Here is a 25549-nt window from a genome sequence, read left to right on the forward strand (position 1 = left end):
CTCCTTCAGTTAATATCCCCTATTATTCTATCTGATGAGACAGTCTGCCGTCAATTGTTTTTTATGCTCTGTATATAACATTATGACGAAATATCCCATCTTGTTGATTAATATTGTATCATATCGCTAATATACTTACAACCGACATTTTGCAGATTTGGTGGATAAAACAATTAATACATCGTCTATTTCAACAAATTACCACAAGATTTTTCTATAAAAACGCTTATATTGACATCTCTATATAAATATGCTATAATAAATTATGAACAATTTGTGAAAGGGGCTCTACTATGGCTCATTCCAGTAATATATTACGCAGAGCTGCGGCTCTGTTCGTTTCAATCACTATGATATTCACCTGCTGCTTCTTCACCGGCAAGGGTACAAAAGCAAAGGCGGCAGTTTTAAATAATCCCAACGGAGTTTTTCTCAGCGAGGCCTTCAATATCGCAGGCGGCAACCGATATCACGAGCCAAGGTCCCAGTGGGTGAACTTCCTCGACAGATACTCAAAAAATGATTACTATTTAGGTACTCCCTTCGACTATTGGCTGTATTCCGCCTCTCCCAGAGGCGATAACTGGCAGGCTGAGGAGGGCTACGGAAGCTATCTTGTACAGGGAGGCGGTTCCTACTACAACGGCGGAATGAACAGCACAGGCTTCATATGGCACGCTGTGGCAAAAAGCCTTTCAGAGGCAACAGAACTGGATATGTCCGTAACGGGAAAATGGGTCCCTATGCTCAACGGCTTCAATACCGCAGGCTTCTCCAGACCGTGCTGGTCGGGAGGAAACAACCGCTGGTATGACTTTATCAAAACCTACAACGTCAAATATTACGAATTCAGCACAAAGGCTGCCATGCTGGACAGCGGCGTGCTGGAAAAGGGCGACATAATCTGGTGCGTGGACAGCGCTGTGGGCTCTCTTATGAGCGGTCTCAGCATACCTGCGGACAATCATCATGTGGGCATATACATGGGCGACGGCTCCTCCGACATCTGGTGGCAGACAGGTCCCACTACAGGCGACGGTGATTACTCCGCACAGTACAACAGCATCAACCCCATTTACGGTTGCGCTTCATGGAGCACCTACATCGTCCTCCCATGGGACGGTATCAGCTCATGGCAGCCTGCTGTGACTACTACCACGACCTCGTCCCAGCAGTCCCCCACAACAACTACTTCATCCATATACCGCGAAAGAAGCACAAGAACTGTCACAGCGGGACTGAAAAATCCCGACGGCGTTTACTTCAACGACGCTATCCGCTCGGCAAGCAGCGGCAAGGCTGATATCTCGCTGAGCCAGTGGCAGAGCTTCATAAACGAATACACCTCCAACGATTACTACATAGGTACCCCCTACTCCACCTGGCTGTACGCCGCCTGCCCGCGCGGCGATCTCTGGCAGTATTACGAAGGGTGCAGGGACACCATCGTGAATACGGGAGGCTCTGCTACAGACGGCGGTCTCAACTGCATGGCATTCGTATGGCACGCTATGGCTAAGGGTATATCCGTGAAAACAGGCTGCTCCCTTGAATACGCAGGCACACTGGTGCCCTTCAACGACAGCTTCAATACCATGTTCACTCGCAGCTCATGGAGCGGCGGAGGCGGCTGGCTCTCATACCTCAACCGCTATGACATAAGATATTATGAGTTCTCCACAAAGGCGGAAATGCTGGGCAGCGGCGCTCTACGCAAGGGCGATATAATCTGGTGCGTGGACGGATACTGCGGCACAGGCCTTGACGGTCTCCGTCAGCTCTCCGACAATCACCATATCGGCATATACACCGGCAACGGCTACACCGACTGGTGGTGGCAGTCGGGTCCCACTCTCGGAGACGCCAATTTCAACTCCCAGAAGAACAGTATAAATCCTGTTTACGGCTGTTCCGACAGAAATACTTATGTGGTGATCCCCTTTGCAGACGAGATAGTAAGGGATATTGCTGTTACAACTACAAGGCCGACTACTACGACAACGACCACAACGACCACCACTACAACTACGACCACAACGACTACTACAACTACGACAACGACAACGACAACAACTACTACAACGACAACTACTACGACCACAACAACTACCACATCAACGACGACGACTACAACTACTACCACAACTACCACCGAGCCGCAGTCAACAACGACTGCTGCCGAGGTCTGTCCCGTGGTGCTCAATTCCTCGGCTCATGAGATGATACTCCGCAAAGGTATCGCTCCCAAGGATATCATTTCCTCTGCGGAAATTGGCGGCGAAACCCTTGAGCCCGAAGAACTCAGCTTCGGAAGCTCAGGTGAGCCCGAACTGGAATTCCGCAGGGAGGACGACACCTTTATATGCTCAGTCAGCCTGTATTTCGGCAACGAACTGCTGGCCGCGCCTTCAGTAGCAACTGTACTGAAGGGCGACGTCAATATGGACGGCGAAGTAAACGCCGTTGACGCAAGTCTGGTGCTGAGCTGCTACGCTAACCTCTCGGTAGGCAATGAGTGGAGCTTTACGGGCGCCGATGATGAGGAGGATATCATGGAGCGGCTGGCTTATCTGGCCGCGGATATAGATACCGAATCCGCCACCATGTGCAGCGAGCCGGGAACAAAGATCGATAGCATTGACGCTTCAAGGATACTGGCCTATTATGCGCTGTCCGCAGTGGGCAAGGAGCCTCAATGGGAATAGTACGGTAAATGAAAAGCCTGAAAGCAGCAAAAAGCTGTTTTCAGGCTTTTGTATTTGTTGCATATTAGCTTTTTTCAGTCGCTCCAGTAGCCGTGAGAGCCGCCGCCGCGGTTTCCGCCGCTGCCACCCTTGCTGCCGCTTTCGTTCACGACGCTCTGAACTCCGCCCGGGTCCATGCTCCCCGTATTCGCAAACAGATCGTCCATTCCTGCGTTCCTGTCGCTGAAGTTGTACTTCTCACGCTGCTGACGCTCTGTGTTCTCACGCATGGCCTTTTCCGTCTCCATGTCTGCACGGAGGAGCTCCGCAAATTCAAGGCTCCTGTTTCCGCTTATATCCCCGAGATATACGTTGTTGCGCTGTCTTTCGCCGCGCTTCTCCCGCTGCTCGTCCTCGATATAGTCCGCAGCAGCAGTTATGCCGTCAAACAGAAGGTCCAGCAGTCCGTAGCCTCTTCTCATAATAACGCCCCTTTCTCATTTCCATATCATTACAGGCCTCCCCATAGGCCGCTACACCTATTATACCACAGGTGATAAGTTTTGGCAAGTTTTTTGCGCATCGCTTTTTCGACAACTCCCCCCTGCCTGCGCTGTTGACATTTTTCCCTGTATAGTGTATAATCTTTACATGAACAGGAGATGATATTATGCGTTCAAAAGGTACCAAGACTATTGCCGAGAACCGCAAGGCACGCCACGATTACTTCGTCCTCGAATCCTATGAAGCAGGTATTGAGCTTGTGGGCACCGAGGTAAAATCCATTCGTCAGGGCGGTGTGAATCTCAAGGACTCATGGTGCTCTATCGACAAGGGCGAGCTCTTCGTCCGCGGTATGCATATCTCCCCCTATGAGAAAGGCAATATCTTCAACCGCGACCCCATGAGAGTCAGAAAGCTCCTCATGCACAAGCGCGAGATAAATAAACTCTACGGCACTCTCAAACAGGAGGGACTGTCCCTCATCCCGCTGAGCCTTTACTTCAAGGACTCAAGGGTGAAAATGCAGCTGGGACTCTGCAAGGGCAAAAAGCTCTACGACAAACGCGCTGATATAGCAAAGCGCGACGCTAACCGCGAAATAGACCGGAATCTGAAATCACGGAACAGATAAGGAATGTTGATCTATGATATACCCGCAACCACTGAAAAAAGGCGATAAGGTCGCCGTAATATGCCTTTCAAGCGGAATTATCGGTGAGCCGTACTGTTCTCACGAAAAGGCGCAGGGCGAAAAGATGCTACGCGAATTCGGCCTTGAACCCGTTTTCACCGAACACGCCCTCATGGGCAAGGATTACATAATGTCCCACCCCGAGGCTCGTGCCGCAGACCTTAAAGCCGCTTTCCTTGACGACTCCGTAAAGGGCATCATCACCGCTATCGGCGGTATCGACACCTTCCGCACCTTCCCCTTTCTCATGGAGGACGCGGAGTTCATCAATGCCATAAAGCAGCACCCTAAGTTCTTCCTCGGTTTTTCCGACACTACCAATAACCACTTCATGTTCCACCGTCTCGGCTTGCAGACCTTCTACGGTCAGGCATTTATGTGCGACTTAGCTGAGCTTTCGGGAGATATGCTCCCCTACTCAAAGGCGCAGTTCGAGAGCTGCTTTGCTCCATATTACGGCAGGAGGATAACTCCATCAGATGTGTGGTATGAGGAGAGAAGCGATTTCTCCGCAGCTGCTGTGGGAACTATGCCTGTTTCTCACAGGGAGGAGCACGGATATGAGCTCTTGCAGGGCAGCCCCGTTTTCGAGGGACAGCTGCTGGGCGGCTGTGTTGACAGCATGGGCGAAATGCTCATGACAGGAAATGCAGAGAGGTACGAAGAATTCCTCGCTGAGGACTTCGGGAAATGCCCGCAGTTCAGAGAGGATATGACTGTGCAGGCAGAGATAACCAAAAGATATAATATCTTCCCTGCCGCCGAAGAATGGCGCGGAAAGATACTGTTCGCGGAAACCAGCGAGATCATGCCGACTCCCGTAATGCTGGGTGAATACCTTGAAGTCCTGAAAAAACATGGAGTTTTTGATAATATCAGCGGTATCATCATCGGCAAGCCCATGAATGAGAAGTATTACCGGGAGTACAAGGACGTATGGCGCGAGACCGTTGATAATGCGGAGCTCCCCATGCTCTATAATGTGAACTTCGGTCACGGAGCTCCGAGAGCTATTCTCCCATACGGTGCTATGGCCCGCATTGACGCAAACAAACAGGAAATAACACTGACATAAAAATAACGACACTGTTTGCAGTTGACAACCGACCGCAAACAGTGTATTTTTTTATCCTAAGCATTTCAGCACCGCGCCCGGAAGTTTATCGTATGACGCGCAATGCGCTGAATGTGTGACGGGGACTTATGGCTGGACTGTTACATTTCTTATATAATCTTTCTCTTTGCTTCTCTTGCTTTATGTGTTTCCAAATCAGCCAGTCTTGTCGGGAGCGGAATATGGCTCTCTTTATCGGTGAGTTTTAACGCAAGTGAGCAGGCTGTATCAATTGAGATATAGTTCCCGACAGAAATGAATACCGGCTTGACATCCTTGTGTGTGCGCAAGGCTCTGCCGTATACTTCGCTGTCTATGACAATATCCGTATAGCTGCCTGCTTCATTTTCCGGCTCAATATAGTCGGTCTTTTTATCCACACGGAAATAGGTCTTTGCGATACCGATAGTCGGTTTGTTCAGATAAAATGAAGCGTGAGTTGCAATACCCATATGGCGCGGGTGAAGATATCCGTTGCCGTCAAATATGAAAATATCCGGACTTGTTTCAAGCAGCTCCACTGTTTTCAGTATCAGCGGCAGCTCCCTGAACGCAAGGAATCCAGGCATATACGGCACTTCAATCTTTCCGCTGTATTGCTTCTTTTCAACTACCTCATGAGAACTGAAGCCGATTACAACAATGCAGCACACCGCATATTCATCATCGCCCTGATTCCAGTATGCAAGATCGACGCCTGCAACGAGCTTCACTTCGCCGGTCTCAGATCTATCAACAGTTTCTATCCTGTCACGCAGTTCATTCTGCTGTCTCAGGAATTCTTTCTGCATTTCACTTGATTCCATTTTGATCACTCTTTTCTTTCTTCATAATCCGACATGGCCATCTCAAATGCCTGTAAATACTCTGGGTATCTGCTGCTTGCCTTTCTGAAATACTGATAGCAGAAACTGTTTCTCAGACCGCAGTATACAGTTCCGGGAAATATATCTGCGGCGTTTCAGAGATTTCAGTTTTCAGGCTCACATTATCCCCGCTATAAAATGAAATGCCCTCCGCAGAAGGCAGTATGTTCCGATATTTGCCCGTTGACGGCTCTTTTATCAGACTACCAATGTATTGAGTATATCACAGGGCAGCTGAATTGTCAATATCTGCATGGATGACCTTATCGATCATTAAATGCCAGCATGAAGATGTCTGAACCATTGGCATAAAATAACCTCCACGATTGTGGAGGTTATCTTCATTAAAATTCAGTCTGATGGCTGTATCAGTCTTCGTAAGCATTTATTTTATTGTATAAATCCAGGAAAGACTGTCCAAGGTTGATTGTATCGGATAACGGAACATTTAAAACATCTTCATTAAGAATGCCAAAATCATCTTTGCTTCTGACAAGTTTTACATAATCGTTGCCATATACACAAGGTGTTGCCATAACATCATTATTTTCATTTAGCCACAGATATGCAAAAGCGCTTGTACCTTTATGATTTTTATCGACGCTTACAACCAAATCGTAAAAATAATCTGTATCCGGTTCTTTATTTGTAAGTTCTCTGTATAGCTGCTCACAATTCTTGTCAACTATCGGGTAATACCTTAAATCACCTTGCTCAGCAGACCAATGGTGCGGTATATCAGAAGCATATTTATCATATAATTGTCTTGCATCAGATGAACAAGCGTATATACATACTTTATAAGGTTCGCCAGATTCAGTCTTATAAAAAACAAATTTTATATCTATCCTTGTGTATGATCCTTTTATCATGTCATGTATATTGTTCATTATGAAAAGCCCACCCGAAGCTATGCTGTTGGTTTCTTCTAAATTCAGCCTGTCTTTAATAATAAAACTGCCTTGATCATCAACAAAAGTATATCCTTTATCACCTGGGACCGAGGGCTGTGTTTCATATAATTTGCTGCCAATAAAGTATTCTAATATGTGCCAATCACCATCTTTGAATGATACTGTCTTATATTCGGAATACTTAGGTTCCAAATAATATCCTTCTGAAAAAGCCGGTACATCTATTCTGTAATATTCACCCTCAAATTTTATTTGTCCATAAGGTGCATTTTCAACAGGCCTATCTGTATCGGGTTTAAGAGGATCTGTGCCCTTATCTATTTCGTCTTTGTCATTAATACCGTCATCGTCAGTATCAGCCTTTAATGCATTTGTTCCTAAAGCCTTCTCCTCTTTATCTGTCAGGCCGTCATAATCCGAGTCTTTCATATTAGGATCAGAATAGATTTTATGATAATACTTATAGACCTTTCCGTTAATCGTTTCAGCTTCAGTCATGTGAATAACCGGATCAATCTCTTCATTATCATCTAATCCGTCATCATCAGTGTCCTTTTTATCAGGATTTGTGCTGGTAGCTATCTGAGTGCCATTTGAGAAGTATATCCAGCCGTTTGTTTCCTCTGCATCTGTGAAACCATCACCGTCCGTATCAGGATATTCATAAACATACATACTATTGGCGATATCTATAATGCTATTTACAGTATTTGCATCATATTGATAATATTCACCTCCGGTAGCTTCAGCAGCAGCCTTAAGATCGGAATCTACTGATTCGCAGCAATCGATCACGTACAATTTGAATTTACATTTATTAGCTGCAGTCAAAAGGGCTGTGCGGGAAGATACCTGTCTATCGGTCATTACTATAATTGCAATATTAGGTAATTTATCATTTGCCAAATAATTGAGTGTCGTGAGGTATGTGGCCATGTTTACAGACTTTTCATTCATATCAAAGCCATGTGCGGTGAATTCACCATTATAAACAAATCACGGGTCTGAAATCTCTTTTACGTATAAACCGTGAGAATTATAACCTGCACTCATTATTCCCTTGCAGTTGTTTTCTCCGATCCCCTTATATAAGCTCTTTATTATGCTTGTTCTTAGCGGACAAGTATAATAAGCAAAATCATTCGGGTCATCATTTTCATGGTCTATTCCAAGAGCACATGGATCATGGAAGCCAATATGTTTTTTTACAGGGTCAATAGCAGAATACTTTGTCTCACAAAAACCGTAAACACAGTTTAAATGTTTCTGATTGTAAATCGGTTTCAATTTCTGTTCAATATCTTTCCATGTATCAAACCAGGCCTTTCCGTCTACCATTAAGTATTTGCTGAAATGAGACGTATTAAAAGTGACCGTTGAATCAGTTTCATCGGGTACTGTTTCAAGCTCTACAAAATTATCATTTTCTTCATCATACCATAAGCACATCAAGTCATTGAAATCGGTATCTCCAAGTCTGCTCTTATCGACCTTATATGTTATTGCCGCATTATCAAACTTTGACGAAGTCTCGATCGAGAATGGCTCGCCTACAAGTCCGACAACCTCTGAGCATATCTGATCCTTGCCCATAATGCTTTCAACCTTCATGGTCTCCTGAACATCGCCTGTACAATCAAGAGCTACCTGAACCTCTGTTATGGGACTATCAGGATTCTCACTCTTATGTATGAATTTCTGCGGAGTTTTAACAGTATCATCGCTGCCTAAAGAATCGGAAAGCGATCTCTTTACAGGATCGAGTGTATCGATCTTGTGCAGCATATACTCCTGTATGAGGAGAGCATCGTTAGCGGTAAGACCCTTAACAGACAGGTCAACGTCGCCGTTGAGTTTTCCCTGCTCCGTAAGGTGTCTGGGTTCTGTTCCGGAAATTCCGTACTTATTTGGATTTGCAAGGCTCTGCATGACAAGTATCGCATCAGCCAGCTCCACCTTGCCGTCGCAGTTAGCGTCGCCCCATTCATTCTCTGTCGGTTCGTGAGTTGTAACCTGAGGAGTGGTTGTTGTTACGTCAGTAATGTTTGATGATGTAGTAGAAGTTGTTGTGGTATCAATCGGCTCTGATGCTGTTGTGGTAGTAGTTGTTGTTGTTAAAGTTGTTGTGGTTTCAGAAGTAACATAATCACCTAATGACTCGAATTGATAGTTATATTCTCGTGCATATGCTTCCGCAGTTGAGCCGTTATATCCGATGATCGTACCATTAAATCCGCCACCATTATATATTGTAGTTTGATCGCCATTTATTGTACAGTCAGGATTCATTATTGTTACTGAATTAAGATTTCTACAGAATTGAAACGCCTTATGATCTATGTTTGTAATAGACGCTGGTATAATTACGGTATTAATGCCATCACAATCCATAAACGCACTACCGGCAATACTTTTAACAGTATCAGGAATAATAACATCTCCTGAACAACTCGTACCATCTATCAATATTCCGTTTACAATAACCAGCGGATTTTCTTTCTTTTTATTCTCAAGCCATACTGTGCCTTTGAATGCTTCTGTTCCTATATTTACAACAGAATCAGGAATCTTTATTGTCTCTAAACATGTGCATTGTTCAAACGCATCCATACATATACTTGTAACTGAATCAGGTATATCAATAGATTCAAGACTATAGCAACGGCCAAATAATCTTATGTTAATACTGGTAATAGAAGAAGGTAATTTTACAGATTTCAGACCTATACACCCCTGAAACACGTCTGTTCCCATACTTGTGACAGAATCAGGTATTGTTATAGATTCAAGTTTCCTACAAAGATTAAAAGCATTTGTGTCTATATTTGTAACAGAATCAGGTATTGATACAGATTCAAGATTATCGCAATAATGAAAAACTGATCTGCCTATACTTGTAATTCCATCTTCAATTATGACCTTTTTTACAGCCTCATTGTCATAGAAAGCATTTTCTTTAATTGCTCCAGTACCGCTTATAATAAGTAAACCTTCGCTGTCAATACTCCATGTAGCATTTTTACCACAAGTTCCAGATGATACAATAATACGTGCAACATCCACAAGCTGATTGTTTGTATCAGAAGCTGCATTTACTGTAACGCCTAAAGGCATAGCTGCACCTGTTGTTAATGTCAGCGCTAAAACTGCTGCTAAGATCTTATTTGTTTTCATAAAAAAACCTCCATTTTTAATATACATATAATTATTCTTAGTTTAAACATACGAATAATAGGTAATGATATTTGAAACGTATGCTGATTCAACTATCCATTGCCGTTTTCCGCAAGAAACTGCCGGCTGTCCGGACAGCTTCACATTCAGGTTGTCTCATCCTTTTCATTTTTTGACGCGCATCATTTTGAAAGCTTTAACCTTCTTACACTACTTAGACAACTCAAAATCTGATTTGTCTCACCTTTTTTCAAATTTTTTTGCTGCCTGTGGTTTTGTTTTGAAAGCTTTAACTTTCTTACACTACTTAGACAGCATTAAATACGATTTGTCTCACTTCTTTTTCAATTTTTTTTATTTGACAGAATCATCTGTATATTATATAATTAGATTGAGACAAATCACGTTTTTTATTGTCTAATAATTAAAGGAGAAATGATATTGCATTGAAAGAAGTATTTATGGATAACGGTGCAGTTTTCTATCGCCGTTTTCTCGAAAGCGACAATACTGCCGTTAAAAAAGATGCCATTTCGGAAATAATCAAGATTTACAAAGACGGTCTTATTCTGTATATTAATAGCATTGTAGATAATTACGCTGATGCTGAGGACATTGCAATCAACGTTTTTGCAAAACTATATTGTTTCGCACCTAAGTTTGCGGAAAAAAGCAGTTTCAAAACATGGATCTATGCAATGGGAAAGAATGAAGCTCTCAATACTATTAATAAAAAAGCAAGGCATCAGGAAATTCCCTTGGACAATCAACCTCCGATTTACGACAACGGAGAAGTTGAACATGAATATATCAAAAAGGAAGATAAATTACGCCTATACAAAGCAATGAAGAAGCTTAAAGATGAATACAGACAGGTATTGGAACTTGTATACATTGAAGGATTAAGCAACTCCGAAGCGGCTGAAGTAATGGAAAAAACAGAAAGGCAGATAAGAAATCTTTTATATCGCGGAAAGAAAGCCTTGCAAAAAGAACTGAAAAAGGAGGGATTTGACTATGAAGAGCTATGACGATAAGACATCGGAATTTATCGAAAGAGTGTTTGAAAGAAGTGATGAGATACTCAGACAGAGCCGGATACAGGCTAATGAAAATGCTTCTGAGCAAGCCGATGAGAAACCTATGCCGTGTGAAAGAAAGACTTCTAAGATACATCGTTTTTCATATGCCATTCCCGGACTTTGCGCCGCTGTTGTAATAGGACTTTGTATCAGGAACATCAGCAAATTATCAATAGGCCATGATAAAGATCACAATGATATTTATCAGAATTCAACATCAGATACAACCACTGAAAATATAATTACGACCACAGGCACAACTATTGTGACTGAAACAGGCAGCATCACCTCAACATCCTCGACTACGACTACGACTGCAACTGTAACTACTGCTTCAGAACCTGCCACAACTACGGATATTGAAGAGACTTCCGATGAAAGTGATAAGCCTGAAGATCCCATTGAAAACACGGAAGGACCTGAAGATATCCCTGTAATCCCCGAAGAGCCCACAGTTCCCGCTACTAAGGCCGTTGTACAGCCAACTCTGTGCGGAGATGTCAACGGTGACAAGTTAATTGATATCGAAGATGCTGTCCTTATCATTAACTATGTTAATAATAAGGATTCAATAACATGGGCTGAATGCTACAAGAAAAACAAAGCTTCTAATTCAAAGCTTACTGCCGAACAGGCACTTGCAAATGCTGATGCTTTCAAAGCGTCTGATAAAAGAGAAATAACCCGTGAAGACGCCGAGGCCATCTTAGGTTACATTAACGGCCAGTATCCAAATCTGCCAATAGATGAATTGATAGAGGATGATTGATCAGCAGATCGATATTTCAAAAAAACAGCAGCTTTTTTCCGAAGCTGCTGTTTTCATTTTCTGACGTAGAATCACGCCGTTCCAATCACTTGTTTGTACTAAAATCACTCAAAGCAAAATCGTAGAATACAGCGGAATACAGCCATTTTCGGGTTTTACTAATAATCGCTGGAAGCCCTCGGACTTTTTTAATCTCCCCTGCCCCAGAAGCAAGGCTCACAAACAGCTTGAAACAGGCATTTGCGGACTTGTTTTTCAGACATAAAACTATCAACTGCTTTTTATCATTATCAGCTCTGCGCTTTTTTTCTTCATGCTTGTCCTCATCATCGTTAAAGTATATACGAAAAGCAGACCCATAGCCTGTGACAGCAGACTCTTTTTTTCTTCCCCTTGCAATTCCACATTTACCATGCTATAATAAAGGCAAAAAGGAGGGCTGCGCATGAAAAAGATTTTTGCAGGCATTGTTGCTGCTGCTATGGCAATAATGCCATTACAGTCATTGCCGATTCAGATATCCGCAGAGGCAGATACGCTCGTCATGAAGTGGTTTGACTTCGGTAACCTTGGTACGGCTAACGGCTATATCGGTGTCTCCGCAGCGGACGGCTATGATTCCGCCAAAGGCTACGGCTTTGCGAATACGGATGCGGTAGAGAATGTACCGGCAAGCGGAACAGGCGCATTATCAGATGCGGTCCGCTTCAAATCTGATGTACCGAATCATATCTTCAATGTGGATCTGCCCAAAGGAGTTTATAGAATTACGGTAACAACCGGTGATGACCGTTCAACAACTATCACCGCAGAGGGCGTGCCGCAGCTTTACTTTCTGACAGGAAACAATGCGTCTGATTCCTTTACCATCCCGGTAACGGACGGTCAGCTCAATATCTATGCCGGTTCCGGCGTGGGTACGGAGTTTTCACTCAGTGCGCTGGAGATCGAGCAGACCTCAACAGATACGGAAACAAAGCCGACGATCTGGATCGGCGGCGATTCGACCGCTGCAAACCGATACAATGTTACAGATGACGCCGTGCATGGCTGGGGACAATACCTGAACAAATATATTGACACAGAAAAATATGATGTCAGAAATATCTCCGTCAGCGGTATCACATCAGCCGATCTGCTGGGATATTCATTCACCACAGCTGAGCATTACGGTAAAAGCAACGATATACTGCTGCTTGCTGTAGGTATAAATGATTATACAAAACAGAATACAATAAATCCCGACCCGACAGATTATAAGACTGATCTGACGGAAATGATCCGCCGTGCAAAGGCAAAAGGAATGACGGTATATCTGGTCAAGCAGCACGGTGAAAGCAGCGATCCGTTCAAATATCCCCTCCCTGCCTACAGGTGGTTCGGTAAAGTGATCGATGAAATTGCCGAAACCGAACAGACCGGCGTGATCGACCTGTTCCGCCCGTGGCTGGAACTCTGCCTTGAGAATAATTATTATGAGCAGAAAGAGTATTATTCTTCAGACGGTCTGCATCTGAATGCAACGGGCGCTGACAGAATGGCTGAAATGGTTAGTGAACAGCTTTTCCCCCATGAAGAACCGTCTGAACCAGAAAAGCAATACAGTTTCGGTATACCCACAGCAGTTTATGAAACGGAAGAATACGGAAAAGCTGTTCCCAATCCCCACAAGGGCTTTGTCATGACAGCGTATTCGCCGTATATGCTCAGCGACGATTTTGAGTATGGCATCGGCGGTTCTGCGGATAATCATGCGTGGGACGTGGTCACCATCGTCAGCGGTTCGCCGCACTGGAATGACCTGAATCCGTCAAAGGGCGTATATCAGTGGGACGAAATCGACGAGATGCTTGATGCCTGCGAGCAGCACGGCATGACCTATGAGATACGCATTATGCCCTATTCGTCGTATCTGGCTGAGGACTATGTTCCGCAGTGGGTCTATGATGCAGGCGCAAAGAAAAACACAGCCGAATCCCGAGACAATCCAGGCGAAGAAGTTGTATTTCCCAAATGGGACGATCCCATCTATTTGCAGGCGCACAAGGATTTTGTCAAAGCGTTGGCAGAAAAATACGACGGTGACCCAAGAGTGGAACTGATAGATGTCAGACCCTTCGGCGATTACGGTGAATGGCATAATTCGTTTGCGGTCGGTGATGAGAAATATATGCCCTCTTTAGAAATCCAGAAGGATATGCTGGACTGCTATGCAGAAGCGTTTGACAAAACGCTTCTGGTGCTGCCTTCCAATGCACGGGGGGAGATCTATCAGTATGCACTTTCGATCGGGATCACAAAGCGTGATGACGGTTTGATTTCCATGCCCAATGTCGAATGGAGCCTGCTGCCGACCTACAAAGCAAATATGCCTGTAGTCGGCGAAAACTACTGGCCATATGCATGGATGCGTGACACTGTCAGGGAAAATGATTATTCCCTTGTGAACTGGACACCCCAGCGGTTCCGCGAGACGATCGAGATTCCGCATATGTCAATCTTTGCGCTCGATCAGGACAGCAATTGCAGCTATTCATTCTATCAGGAGCAAAAAGATGTAATAGATGAAATGTGCAACAAAATGGGCTACAACTTTACGCTGACATCTGCCGTGCGGTACGGAAACAAACTCGTTGTGCGAATCAAAAACACAGGTCTCGCACCGTCATTCTTCAATATTGATCTCTGTGCGGAGATCACGGACACAAACGGAAACAAGCTGAAATCCTTCGGCAAGGCTGTAAGAATCGAAAAAGGGACATTCCGTGACGGTGCAGAAAAGTCGTTCCTGTTTGAATATGACGGCACGCTGGATGAGAACGCCGTCATATGCCTTGCCATGTACGACAGCGACAATCCGCTTGCTGCCGGTAAAGACCCGACAATACGGTTTGATAACAAGAATACTCTGACAACTAACAGACTGATGCTTGTTCCTACGGAAGTGCTCAGCGGTGATGTCAACGCAGACGGTGAATTCAATGTCTCCGACGTGGTGCTTTTACAGAAGTGGCTGCTCGCTGTCCCTGATACAGCTCTGGCTAATTGGAAAGCCGCAGATTTCTGCGATGACAATGTCCTGAATGTATTTGATCTCTGTCTCATGAAACGAAAACTTATATACAGAACATGACATATTTATTTACCGTGCGGAGCTTTCTGCACTGTGGAGATCATTTTACAAGGCTTTATGCTGAAAGAGCAGCAGCCCCCAAAACATCCAATAGAAATACAGTAAACGAGGTAAATTACAATGAGCGAAAGACCTGAACTAACATCCGAAACGAACGCTGACACCTTCAGAGATTTCTATTATCTCAAAGAAGAACTGGTGCAGTTCTGCCGCAAGAACGGCCTGCCAGCTTCGGGCTCAAAACAGGAACTTACAGAGCGGATAGCTCACTTCCTTGAAACAGGCAAGATACTGAACGCAACAACGCAGAAGAAAGCTTCCGCTGCCGTCGGAGACATTACCGAAAGCACAGTTATAGAGGAAAACATCGTATGCTCGGAGAAGCACAGAGCCTTTTTCAAGGATAAGATCGGCAAGTCCTTCTCGTTCAATGTGGCGTTTCAGAAGTGGCTGAAAAACAACAGCGGCAAGACCTACGCCGATGCGATACGGGCTTACCATAAGATACTGGAAGAAAAGAAAAAAGGCAGGACCGTCATTGATAAGCAGTTCGAGTACAATACATATATCCGTGATTTCTTTGCAGATAATCAGGATAAATGCCTTGCCGACGCGATAAAGTGCTGGAAATACAAAAAGAGCCTTGCAGGGCACAACCGTTACGAAAAATCCGACCTTGCTGTATTGAACTGACACAAAAGCCGCAAGATTTCAGGGTATTATGTGATAATGAAATGCGTTTCAAGAAAATATTTCAATACTTGACATAAGTCAGAAAAGGCGATATAATTGACATAAGTCAGAAAGGAGATGCGTTTATGCCCAGACCGCAGAAGTCCCGCCGTATATGCTGCTACCCCGATTACTGGAGCTTTGCGCCCGATCAGGATACCGCAAATGATACGGTAACACTGTCCCTTGACGAGTTTGAGACCATACGTCTGATTGACTATCAGGCAAAAACTCAGGAGCAATGCGCCGCCGAGATGAACGTCGCAAGGACTACAGTCACGGCAATCTATAACAGCGCAAGAAAAAAACTCGCCGCTGCACTGGTGGAGGGCAGACGCATTGTAATTTCGGGCGGAAATTACACACTTGACAACACTATCTCAGAGGAGATAGCTCAGAAAGGAAGCAAAATCATGAGAATCGCAGTTACCTATGAAAACGGACAGATATTCCAGCATTTCGGCAGAACAGAGCAGTTCAAGCTCTATGATATCGCCGACGGAAAGATAATAAACGAGCAGGTCGTGGGCACGAACGGCGCAGGTCATGGCGCTCTTGCAGGTTTCCTCAGGAACGCTCAGGCTGATGTGCTTATCTGCGGAGGTATCGGCGGAGGCGCACAGATGGCTATGCAGGAGGCCGGTATTGTTCTGTACGGCGGAAATACGGGAAATGCCGACGAGTCTGTTGCCGCTTTCCTTGCACAGACACTTGCACAGAATTCCAATCCCACCTGCGACCACCACCACGAGCACAGCGAAAGTCATTCCTTCGGAGACCACGGCTGCGGCAGTCACTCCTGCGGGAACCACTTATGAAGATAATCACACTTGTGGAGAATACTTCCGCAAATGAAAGCTGCATAGCCGAGCACGGCCTTTCAGTCTACATCGTGACTGAAAAGCACAGGCTGCTCCTGGATACGGGGCAGACAGATGCTGTTGTGAAAAATGCGGAAGCCCTCGGCGTTGATCTCACCGCCGTTGATACGGTCATACTCAGTCACGGTCACTACGACCACTCGGGAGGTATTCTCCCCTTTTCAAAGCTGAATCCTAATGCAGGGCTAATCATGCAGAGGTCCGCAGCCGAGCCACACTACAACGGCGAACGCTACATCGGCATTGATACCGAGATCCTCGGACTGCCGAATTTACGCCTGATCGACGGCGATTTGCGGCTTGACGAGGAGCTGTTCCTGTTCAGCGGAGTTACAGGCAGAAGATGCTATCCCCAAGGCAACAAAAAGCTGTCCTGTATGCGCAGCGGCAAAAAGGCGAAAGACGATTTCGCCCATGAGCAGTACCTTGTCATTACGCAGAACGGCAAGCAATGGCTGCTGTCGGGCTGCGCTCATAACGGCATACTCAATATACTTGACCGATACAGGGAGCTTTTCGGCAGCGAGCCCGACTATGTTCTCAGCGGCTTCCACATGATGAAGCGCGACGCCGAACATACTGAGGAAGAAAAAGCTGTTATAATCCAGACAGCACGGGAGCTTGCACAGATGAAAACAGTCTTTTACAGCGGACACTGCACGGGCGCACCTGCATTCGAGCTGATGAAAGAGATCATGGGTGATAAGCTCATCGCTCTGCACAGCGGCCAACAAGTGATATAAGATCAAAACGGGAACAGATTTGAACTGTTCCCGTTTTTTGGCTATAACCACCGGCAGTTCCCACCGTGCCTGTGCCTGTCTCACGGACGGAAGTCTTTTGTTGTATACGGCTTTACGGTATTGCAATATCACCAGAATAGTGATATAATAAATATGTTTATTTGATTCTTAATGGTTGGAGAATTCGTATGAAAAAAGATAAAACACAGAATGGTATACATTACAGGAACTCGTTTCGCATGATAAGTCTCGGCTTTTTGATACTGGTGCTGAGCGGAGCACTTTTGCTCATGCTTCCGATATCATCGCAGGACCGAAGCGTTACGCCTTTCAGGGATACGCTTTTCACAGCGATATCAGCCTCCTGCGTAACGGGTCTTGTTGTCCGTGATACTGCTACACACTGGTCGCTTTTCGGACAGGCTGTTATCCTTACACTCATTCAGATAGGCGGTATGGGCGTCATTACAATAGGACTTATGATAACGAGGCTGTCAGGCAAAAAGATAGGTCTGTGGTTCCGCGGTACGATGCAGGATTCCATATCTGCTCCAAATGTCGGAGGAATACTACAGCTTACAAAATTCATTCTGAAAATGACAGCAGCCATCGAGCTTACAGGCGCAGTTCTTCTATATCCCGTGTTCTGCCGTGAATTCGGACCTATAAAAGGCATATGGTACTCGGTTTTTCACTCTGTCTCAGCTTTCTGCAACGCCGGATTTGACCTTATGGGCGTAAGGGAACAGTTTTCATCGCTGACGACCTTAGGAAGCAACGCTTACGCCAACTCCGTGATAATGCTGCTTATTATCACCGGCGGTATCGGTTTTCTCACATGGGACGATATAATACAATATAAGTTCCGCTTTAAAAAATACCGCCTCCAGACTAAAATGGTACTTGTTACATCAGGCCTGCTTATAATCCTGCCTGCTCTGTTCTTCTTTTTTGCGGAGTATACTGATGAACCCATGAAGGAACGTATCCTTCACTCTCTGTTCCAGTCTGTAACGGCACGAACAGCAGGCTTCAATACATCTGACTTCACAAAAATGAGCGAACCTTCCGCACTCATAATGACAGTATTGATGCTCATAGGCGGCTGTTCCGGTTCTACTGCAGGAGGCATGAAAACCTCTACCATTGCAGTGCTTTTCCTTGCTGCAATGAGTGTGATCCGCCGCAAAAATGACGTTGAGTGCTTTAAGAGACGCATTTCCGAGGATACTATCCGAACAGCAGGTGCAATACTCTTTATGTACCTCACTCTTTTCCTGTCGACAGGAATCGCAATTTCTATGATAGAGTCGCTGCCGCTGATAAGCTGTCTTTTTGAAACGGGTTCCGCTCTTGGAACAGCGGGATTGACACTTGGCATAACGACTTCGCTTTCACTTCCCTCTCATATCATTCTTATGCTTCTGATGTTCGCAGGAAGAGTCGGCGCACTGACGCTGATATATGCTGCATTTTCATCACACAATGGAATCGCAAGACTTCCTCAGGAAAAGATAACAGTCGGATAATAAACATAAAAAGGAGATATTATTATGAAATCAGTTTTAATTGTAGGCGCAGGTCAGTTCGGTATACATATAGCAAGACGCATGGCGCAGCTTCAATGTGAGATAATGGCAGTGGACAGCGAAGAAGAACGCATCAATTCCATACTTCCGCTTGTTACCAACGCTCAGATAGGCGACAGTACAAACGCGGATTTCATGCGTTCGCTCGGTATACCTGACTATGACGTATGTATCGTTACTATCAGCGACAGCTTCCAGGATTCTCTGGAAACCACCGCTCTGCTGAAAGAGCTTGGAGCTCGCAAGGTAATATCCCGCGCTCAGAATGACGTTCAGGAGAAATTCCTTCTGCGGAACGGTGCAGACGAAACTGTATATCCCGAAAAACAGACCGCGATCCGTCTTGCTACAAAGGAAGCATCAGATGACATACTTGATGTGTTCCAGCTTGACCGCAATATCAATATCTATGAAGTCCGTGTACCCAGGACATGGAACGGAAAAACTATCGCTGAGCTTGATATACGCAAGAAACACCACTTGAATATCATTGCAGTCCGCAAATCCGATCAGCTCGTTGTTCCGATGCCTGATATGATTCTTTCTGTCGATGACGCAGTTCTTCTCCTCGGAAATATGAAGGATATCCAGAAAGCATTCTGACATCATTCATATAAGATCAATAAAACAGCATTTACGGTTATACGGCGCTGATGCGTTTGTTTTTGACGCAGGGGCGATCCGTTGTCCGCTGTAAAAAAAAGATGCAGGAGTTTTATCTCCTGCATCTTTTCCATTTTTGCAGCCTGAGGCTTTATGCCTTAACAGTCATTCATTTATTTTTTGTAGGATCAAGTGTCGTGATCTTATGCAGCAGATACTCCTGTATAAGGAGAGCGTCGTTAGCGGTAAGTCCCTTAACAGACCAGTCAACATCGCCGTTGATCTTTCCCTGCTCTGTCAGGTGCTTTTTATCAGAGCCGCTGAGACCGTACTTGTTGGGATTTGCAAGGCACTGCATAATAAGTATCGCATCTGCCAGATCAACATTGCCGTCGCAGTTGGTATCGCCGTATTGAGCGGCAGACCCTTCAAAGATCTTTGAATTTACCGAGCCGGAAAGTGCGATAGTCTCAACATTTATATCCTTTATATCCTTGTCAACGGTAAAGTACTTTTCGTCTCCGAGCTCATCGGCTGAGAGGATATATCCGCCTCCGCCGTTTATTGTATCGCCGAAGAACAGCACTGCTTTTTCGTCAGTTGACACCGCAATGATAACGCAGTAGGTAATGTGCTTGCCGTTGTCCTTCAATTCATATATGGAAATATCGTCGGAAGTTGCGAGTGAATGTGCCTCCTGTGTTGATTTTACAAGTCCCGGCAGATAATTTGTACCGCCTTTGAAGTCCTTGTAGGGAGAAACATACTCAAGGGTCCAGTTGCTCTTGTTCTTTGTATCAAAGATCATATCACCGACCAGAGGAGTACGGAGGTCGTATGCTCTTACCTGATCTCCCTTTGAAGGGTGTGCAGGTCTTCTCTGACAGTCATAGCAGTAAGGGAATGCATAGTTCTTTCTGCCCTTGAGGTCGGAATTCTCATCGCTTCCGAAGTATTTCTCGTTGCCGACTATCCTGTAGTATACGGTATAATCGCCGATCTCGGAGGCAGTAGGTATCTTTTCGCTCCATGTGCCGTTTTCCCCTATCTTGTACTGTACAGTACCGCCCGAAGCCTTACCTGCATTTACAAGCTCCTGGAGAGTTCCGTTGTATTCAAGCTCTTTTCCTGTAGGCGGTATGAGGTTGGGAGTTTCCTTCTGTGCTGATGTGGTAGTCACAGGCTTTGTTGTAGTAGTTGTTGTGACTTTTTTTGTTGTAGTAGTAGTATGCTTGGGAGTTGTAGTTGTTGTTACTTTCTTCGTTGTAGTTGTTGTGACCTTCTTCGTTGTAGTAGTTGTGGTGACCTTAGCAGTAGTCGTTGTTGTAGGTACTGTTACTGTAGTTCCGGCTTTGTGTGTTGTTGTAGTCGTTGTATACATATCAGGAGTCGGATCGTCCGAGAGCTGCTTTACAACGACTTCAAAATAATTCGTTAAATTGTTATGGGGCTGGATCCTGCCGTAGGGAGTTTCTGTGTTATAGTCCTTTGTATAGACTGTGCAGAGATACTCTGTGTCTCCCAGCTTGAATTTATGCTCGCCTTCTCCGCTGAACGCTGCTTCTCCCTCGGAGTTAGAGATCCTGAAGCCGTGATACATATTGGGCTCAATATAGAAGTTTATGCCGTTTCCGACCTCTCCGCTGCCGCACTTTGTGGGCGGGAGCTGCGCGAGGTACAGATCAGGCGAGGTCGTAGGATATGATGTGAAGTCGATATAGTTGTTATTCTTATCGTTCTTGTCTCCCATCTCTATATGGAGAGCCCCCTTGGTCTCGTCACGGAAATAAACATAGGAAAAACCGTCACTGAACACACCGGGACCTTCTGTAACATATATATCGTGATTTGAAGCATCAGATTCTGCTATTGAACCGAATACGCCGTAGATATATCCCGTATAGGTAAGTCCCGAGTCCTTGTTGCCGTATTCACCGACACAGCTTTTTCCCACACCGTGCAGAAAGCTGGTGTTGGTATTATCGATCATGTAATAGGTCTCGCTGCTGTGGTCGAGTCTGACAGCGTTGAGAGCGTGTCCGGGAACACCTACACAGAGTACGTCCTGATCCTTATCAACTATGTCATGTCCCATAGCAGCTCTGCAAAGGTCCTCGAAGGCGTGTGCCATACCGCCGCAGACGCCTGCATGGAAGCCGATAGTTGACATTGCCGAGCCTGAAAGGTTCATCATCTCGCGGCACTTTGACTGATCCGCATTATAGGGATAAAGTACACAGTAGCGTGTATTTCCTCTCATGAAGTTGACTATCTTCTCCATTTTCTGCATTCTGTTCAGCTTCGTATCATTTATGCCCTGCTTTTTAACAGCTTCCTCGGCGTAAAGATAGCCTATTTTTCTTGTATAAGGCGAGCAGGCAGCTTCGTTGATAAATTCGATCCTGCCGTTTACGCATTTGTTCTTATCGTATTCTTCCTTGCTGACCATAAAGCAGTCAAGCTTGTCTTCCATAGGCGTGAACTTGTAGCCCTCGATACCGACCAGCTCCCTGAATCTTGAAAGATCATCCGAGGTAGCATAATACGCCTTATCTATGTTGTCATAGGCATAGACCTCTGTAAGCCTTGTGTAGAGTCCGAAGGTATCGGCTCCGACTTCCTCAAGGTTATTGATGTTGACATAGAGATTTGTCATACACGGCAGATCGCAGTCAACAAGGGCTCTCTTGTGTATTTCCTTCAATGTGTTCGGCAGCTTTACGGTGGTTACCTGGACCTTGTCCGATTTCCTCGAAATAATAACGCCCTGCTTATCGTCCCCTATTGCAGTTACGGTATAATTGCCTATCTTGTCAGGGATTATGACCGTATCATGCTTACTGATATGCTTGTTTGCGTCATCGTAGATCGCCTGGATAGTGCATTCTCCCTTGCTTGGCGAGTCAGGCACATACAGGTACGTCAGGTCACCGACTACCTTCTCGGCGGCTGCAGCTGTCGCTGTTGGCAACGGCAACATCGAACCGTACTGCACGACAAGCGCTGCCGCAACAGATACTGCCGCGGTCTTGTTGATCAATCTCATTAAAAAACCTCCTTAAACATAAAAAAATGTATATTATGCTTATAATATACATTTAATATTATATATTATCAACAGAAAAAAGTCAAGACTTTATGCGATCCTACAGTGAACACTGTCCTTATTGCGAGACAATTTTATTCCTTCATCAGCAGAACAGCACAAAAAGAACATTTTTGCTGTGTTTCAGTTATAATTTAAGGCAATACAGCATTTTTCGTCTCTCCGCCCTGACTCAAACGCAACAATATTTAAGTATATATTATATCTATTATCCTCCATGAAATTCGTTTCGCAATTTTTGGTCAGCTGTGATAATCATAATATCATAATCATCTTTCATAAGGTATATATTTTTTTATTCTTTATTTTTAATAAGCTAATTATTGCTGCTTTTTGACCGTTTATTGCTATCACCTGACCAAATATTGTTATCTTGATGATAGTTACTTTACAAAATGTTCATTTTATTGTATATTAACATCAACGATAATAAACAATAATGCCAAACAGTCGGTAATAAAACTATATATTTTTACCCAAACAAACAGCAAAGGAGGGATCAAAAAAATAGTTTATGGCATTGTTTAGATTGGATGGATTTAATTAAATTATCAGGAGGGAATTATGAACAAGCAAAACTCTTCACGGGGAACCAAGGGCAGAGCCTCACGGGCTGTAAGAATAGGCACCGCCCTTACACTGGCTTTTTCTGCCATAATTGCGCCGGTGCTCCCACTGACCGCATCACGGACCCAAGCAGCAGGCAGCACAATAAAGATAATGCCTCTCGGCGACTCCATAACCTACGGAATGGCCGACGAGGGCGGCTACCGCAAGTACCTGAGCTATTTTCTCACTCAGGACGGCTTCACAAATGTTGATCTGGTAGGTCCCGAGGGCAAGGACAGCGCCACCTTCAACTACAACGGAAAAAGCGTGACTTACGATGATAACCACGCAGGCTACAGCGGCTATACCATTACCGACCTCCCCGGAGGCTGGTTCGGAAAGCTTAACGGTATACTTGAAACTATGCAGAACGGAGATTACATAACCAAGTACTCACCTGACATCATTCTTTTACAGATTGGCACAAACGACGTATCCAACGGTCATCTTGAAGGCTCCGAGGAGAGGCTCCACCAGCTCCTCGACTATCTGAGAGACAAGATGCCTTCCGACGGAAAGATTTTCCTGACCACTATCCCAGACCTGGGCAATACAGGCTGGGGCGGTAACTCCAACGGCGACATCGCCAAGTACAATGATCTTATAAAGAAGGTCGCCGGCGATTACAGCAGCAAAAACGTTATCTACGCCGATATCCACAGCGTTATCGACGGCTCAAAGGACCTGGCGGACGGCGTTCACCCCAATGCAGGCGGCTATGAGAAAATGGGCAAATACTGGTTCGATACCATCAAGCCCTACCTCAGCGGCACAGCCGCTACCGAGCCTACAACACAGCCGCCCACAGAGCCTCCCACGGATCCGCCCGTTGCTTCTGATGTCATACGCGGTGACGCAAACGCCGACGGAGCCATTGATTCCCTCGACCTCACAAGGATCAGGAAACTGGCTCTCAAGGGCAGCCCCGATGCCGACGCTCTCAAGCGCTGCGATATCGACGGCGACAAGGATATCGACAAGGACGACATAAACTTCGTCTCCGATTTCCTCCTCGGCAAGATCACCGAATTTCCCGAGATTTCTTCATCGGATCCTAAGCAGGTATATCCCAGGAGCTACGACTTCCCTGCCGTCAGTCAGCTGAAGAGCTCCAATGATATCCCCGATCCCTTTGTATTCATGGACGGCTCAAAGGTGGAATCCCCCGCCGACTGGTGGAAGCGTCAGGCCGAGATCAGCTGTATGTACGAATACTATATGTACGGCAAATGGATAGACGGCTCCGACGACGAGACCTCATACAAGATAAACGGCAATAAGATGACAATTACGGTAAAGCGCAAGAGCACAGGCAAGACCGCTTCATTCGATATGATAATCAATCTGCCGAAAACAGTGCGTCACGAGGGCGGCGCTCCCGTTATCCTCGGTATGCACAAGGGCATTGCAGAGAGCACGGCTACCTCAAAGGGCTACGCCGTCATCACCTACGACGCCGACGGTATGTTCAGCGCTCCCGGTACCGCACAGGACAACAACCAGCACAAGGGCGCTTTCTACGACCTGTACCCCTACGGAAACAGCTTCGAGACACAGACAGGCGAGCTCATGGCCTGGTCGTGGGGGCTCAGCAGGACTCTCGACGCTCTCTACGCAGGCGCCGCAAAGGAACTGAACATCAATCCCGATAATTCCATCTGCACAGGAGTTTCAAGATACGGCAAGGCTACCGCTGTCTGCGGCGCTTTCGAGACGCGCTTCAAAATGTGCGCTCCCTCATGCTCGGGCGCAGGCGGTATAGCTCTGTACCGCTATATGTCACAGGGCAAGACCTACGACTTCAGCTCAAAAGGCGCTTCAAGCTCATACAGATACTCCGAAAACGAACCTCTGGGAAGCCTTCAGGCTTCGGGCGAGCAGGCCTGGTTCAACGGAAAGTTCATGGAGTTCAGAAACGCAAACCAGTTCCCCATGGATCAGCATATGCTGGGCTCACTCTGCTGCGATCCCGACAGATACCTGTTCATTATCGGCTCATGCGTCAGCGAGGACTGGGTAAACGCTCCTTCAATGTGGATGAGCTACTGCGGCATGAGACCTATCTGGAAATATGTAGGCCTGGAAGATCACCTGGCTATAAATATCCATAAGGAGGGTCACGCTGTTATCGCAGAGGACGTCGAAAAGATGATACAGTTCTTCGATTACCATGTTTACGGCATACAGCCCACCATGGACCTCAAGGAGCTCCAGACATCTGTATTCGACCTTCCCAAGAACAAGGACCCCTATCAGGATACCTTTACAGCAAACTGGGTACACTGACGGATAAAATTCACAAAAAGCGGCACATAAAGCAATATTATGTGCCGCTTTAAGGTTGGTTTAAGACTA

17 protein-coding genes are annotated in these 25549 nt (G+C 45.5%); 12 read left to right on the forward strand and 5 right to left on the reverse strand.

The window, feature by feature from the left end:
- Positions 1–293: 293 nt before the first annotated feature.
- Entirely contained in the window at positions 294–2705 is a 2412-nt protein-coding gene (locus Q0Y65_RS03325) for a hypothetical protein (protein WP_297956953.1), read from the forward strand.
- Between the two features lie 74 nt (positions 2706–2779).
- Here the strand turns inward: Q0Y65_RS03325 and Q0Y65_RS03330 are convergent, their stop codons facing one another.
- Complete coding sequence (locus Q0Y65_RS03330; protein WP_297956956.1) at positions 2780–3166, reverse strand: hypothetical protein; 387 nt, start codon at positions 3164–3166, stop codon at positions 2780–2782.
- Between the two features lie 188 nt (positions 3167–3354).
- On the opposite strand from Q0Y65_RS03330, the gene smpB reads away from it, so the two are divergent.
- Both smpB and Q0Y65_RS03340 read left to right on the forward strand, forming a co-directional pair.
- Positions 3355–3819, forward strand: a complete 465-nt coding sequence (gene smpB / locus Q0Y65_RS03335) for an SsrA-binding protein SmpB (protein WP_028521329.1) — start codon at positions 3355–3357, stop codon at positions 3817–3819.
- A 13-nt stretch (positions 3820–3832) separates the two neighbouring features.
- A complete protein-coding gene (locus Q0Y65_RS03340; protein ID WP_297956959.1) occupies positions 3833–4954 on the forward strand; it encodes a S66 peptidase family protein in 1122 nt (373 codons plus the stop codon).
- A 149-nt stretch (positions 4955–5103) separates the two neighbouring features.
- On the opposite strand, the gene Q0Y65_RS03345 is transcribed toward Q0Y65_RS03340, so the two are convergent.
- From Q0Y65_RS03345 to Q0Y65_RS03355, 3 genes are all read right to left on the reverse strand, one after another.
- The gene (locus Q0Y65_RS03345) at positions 5104–5799 is read right to left on the reverse strand and encodes an endonuclease V (RefSeq protein ID WP_297956962.1); all 696 of its coding nucleotides are present in this window, start codon (positions 5797–5799) and stop codon (positions 5104–5106) included.
- A gap of 428 nt (positions 5800–6227) precedes the next feature.
- Positions 6228–7730, reverse strand: a complete 1503-nt coding sequence (locus Q0Y65_RS03350) for a hypothetical protein (protein WP_297956965.1) — start codon at positions 7728–7730, stop codon at positions 6228–6230.
- A 39-nt stretch (positions 7731–7769) separates the two neighbouring features.
- Positions 7770–9947: a leucine-rich repeat protein gene (locus tag Q0Y65_RS03355; RefSeq protein ID WP_297956967.1), complete on the reverse strand. Its 2178-nt coding sequence runs from the start codon at positions 9945–9947 to the stop codon at positions 7770–7772.
- Between the two features lie 461 nt (positions 9948–10408).
- Here Q0Y65_RS03355 and Q0Y65_RS03360 point away from each other — a divergent pair, with 461 nt between their 5' ends.
- The 8 genes from Q0Y65_RS03360 to Q0Y65_RS03395 all read left to right on the forward strand — a co-directional run bounded on the left by Q0Y65_RS03360 (position 10409) and on the right by Q0Y65_RS03395 (position 19479).
- The gene (locus Q0Y65_RS03360; protein ID WP_297956970.1) at positions 10409–10978 is read left to right on the forward strand and encodes an RNA polymerase sigma factor; all 570 of its coding nucleotides are present in this window, start codon (positions 10409–10411) and stop codon (positions 10976–10978) included.
- A complete protein-coding gene (locus Q0Y65_RS03365; protein WP_297956973.1) occupies positions 10965–11798 on the forward strand; it encodes a dockerin type I domain-containing protein in 834 nt (277 codons plus the stop codon). Before Q0Y65_RS03360 ends, Q0Y65_RS03365 begins: the two co-directional genes overlap by 14 nt.
- 445 nt (positions 11799–12243) lie before the next feature.
- Positions 12244–14931: a GDSL-type esterase/lipase family protein gene (locus tag Q0Y65_RS03370; protein ID WP_297956977.1), complete on the forward strand. Its 2688-nt coding sequence runs from the start codon at positions 12244–12246 to the stop codon at positions 14929–14931.
- A 120-nt stretch (positions 14932–15051) separates the two neighbouring features.
- The gene (locus Q0Y65_RS03375) at positions 15052–15624 is read left to right on the forward strand and encodes a DUF6434 domain-containing protein (protein ID WP_297956980.1); all 573 of its coding nucleotides are present in this window, start codon (positions 15052–15054) and stop codon (positions 15622–15624) included.
- Between the two features lie 125 nt (positions 15625–15749).
- Positions 15750–16481, forward strand: a complete 732-nt coding sequence (locus Q0Y65_RS03380; RefSeq protein WP_297956983.1) for a DUF134 domain-containing protein — start codon at positions 15750–15752, stop codon at positions 16479–16481.
- Positions 16478–17287, forward strand: a complete 810-nt coding sequence (locus Q0Y65_RS03385; protein ID WP_297956986.1) for an MBL fold metallo-hydrolase — start codon at positions 16478–16480, stop codon at positions 17285–17287. The genes Q0Y65_RS03380 and Q0Y65_RS03385 overlap by 4 nt, the downstream gene beginning before the upstream one ends.
- A 161-nt stretch (positions 17288–17448) precedes the next feature.
- Positions 17449–18816 carry a TrkH family potassium uptake protein gene (locus tag Q0Y65_RS03390; protein WP_297956989.1) on the forward strand — a complete coding sequence of 456 codons (1368 nt, stop codon included), beginning with the start codon at positions 17449–17451 and terminating at the stop codon, positions 18814–18816.
- Positions 18817–18840: 24 nt separating this feature from the next.
- The gene (locus tag Q0Y65_RS03395; protein ID WP_297956992.1) at positions 18841–19479 is read left to right on the forward strand and encodes a TrkA family potassium uptake protein; all 639 of its coding nucleotides are present in this window, start codon (positions 18841–18843) and stop codon (positions 19477–19479) included.
- Between the two features lie 169 nt (positions 19480–19648).
- Here Q0Y65_RS03395 and Q0Y65_RS03400 read toward each other — a convergent pair whose 3' ends face one another.
- Complete coding sequence (locus tag Q0Y65_RS03400) at positions 19649–22525, reverse strand: dockerin type I repeat-containing protein (RefSeq protein ID WP_297956994.1); 2877 nt, start codon at positions 22523–22525, stop codon at positions 19649–19651.
- Between the two features lie 624 nt (positions 22526–23149).
- Here Q0Y65_RS03400 and Q0Y65_RS03405 point away from each other — a divergent pair.
- Positions 23150–25480, forward strand: a complete 2331-nt coding sequence (locus Q0Y65_RS03405; protein WP_297956997.1) for an SGNH/GDSL hydrolase family protein — start codon at positions 23150–23152, stop codon at positions 25478–25480.
- Positions 25481–25549: the final 69 nt, after the last annotated feature.

Origin of the sequence: uncultured Ruminococcus sp. (genome assembly GCF_947301925.1) — a bacterium.
Classification (GTDB): domain Bacteria; phylum Bacillota; class Clostridia; order Oscillospirales; family Ruminococcaceae; genus Ruminococcus.

Bases quoted from the DNA above. Each gene is read 5' to 3' on its own strand.
- Q0Y65_RS03325 (WP_297956953.1), top strand. From the start codon at position 294: ATGGCTCATTCCAGTAATATATTACGCAGAGCTGCGGCTCTGTTCGTT.
- Q0Y65_RS03330 (WP_297956956.1), bottom strand. From the start codon at position 3,166: ATGAGAAGAGGCTACGGACTGCTGGACCTTCTGTTTGACGGCATAACT.
- smpB (WP_028521329.1), top strand. From the start codon at position 3,355: ATGCGTTCAAAAGGTACCAAGACTATTGCCGAGAACCGCAAGGCACGC.
- Q0Y65_RS03340 (WP_297956959.1), top strand. From the start codon at position 3,833: ATGATATACCCGCAACCACTGAAAAAAGGCGATAAGGTCGCCGTAATA.
- Q0Y65_RS03345 (WP_297956962.1), bottom strand. From the start codon at position 5,799: ATGGAATCAAGTGAAATGCAGAAAGAATTCCTGAGACAGCAGAATGAA.
- Q0Y65_RS03350 (WP_297956965.1), bottom strand. From the start codon at position 7,730: ATGAATGAAAAGTCTGTAAACATGGCCACATACCTCACGACACTCAAT.
- Q0Y65_RS03355 (WP_297956967.1), bottom strand. From the start codon at position 9,947: ATGAAAACAAATAAGATCTTAGCAGCAGTTTTAGCGCTGACATTAACA.
- Q0Y65_RS03360 (WP_297956970.1), top strand. From the start codon at position 10,409: ATGGATAACGGTGCAGTTTTCTATCGCCGTTTTCTCGAAAGCGACAAT.
- Q0Y65_RS03365 (WP_297956973.1), top strand. From the start codon at position 10,965: ATGAAGAGCTATGACGATAAGACATCGGAATTTATCGAAAGAGTGTTT.
- Q0Y65_RS03370 (WP_297956977.1), top strand. From the start codon at position 12,244: ATGAAAAAGATTTTTGCAGGCATTGTTGCTGCTGCTATGGCAATAATG.
- Q0Y65_RS03375 (WP_297956980.1), top strand. From the start codon at position 15,052: ATGAGCGAAAGACCTGAACTAACATCCGAAACGAACGCTGACACCTTC.
- Q0Y65_RS03380 (WP_297956983.1), top strand. From the start codon at position 15,750: ATGCCCAGACCGCAGAAGTCCCGCCGTATATGCTGCTACCCCGATTAC.
- Q0Y65_RS03385 (WP_297956986.1), top strand. From the start codon at position 16,478: ATGAAGATAATCACACTTGTGGAGAATACTTCCGCAAATGAAAGCTGC.
- Q0Y65_RS03395 (WP_297956992.1), top strand. From the start codon at position 18,841: ATGAAATCAGTTTTAATTGTAGGCGCAGGTCAGTTCGGTATACATATA.
- Q0Y65_RS03400 (WP_297956994.1), bottom strand. From the start codon at position 22,525: ATGAGATTGATCAACAAGACCGCGGCAGTATCTGTTGCGGCAGCGCTT.
- Q0Y65_RS03405 (WP_297956997.1), top strand. From the start codon at position 23,150: ATGAACAAGCAAAACTCTTCACGGGGAACCAAGGGCAGAGCCTCACGG.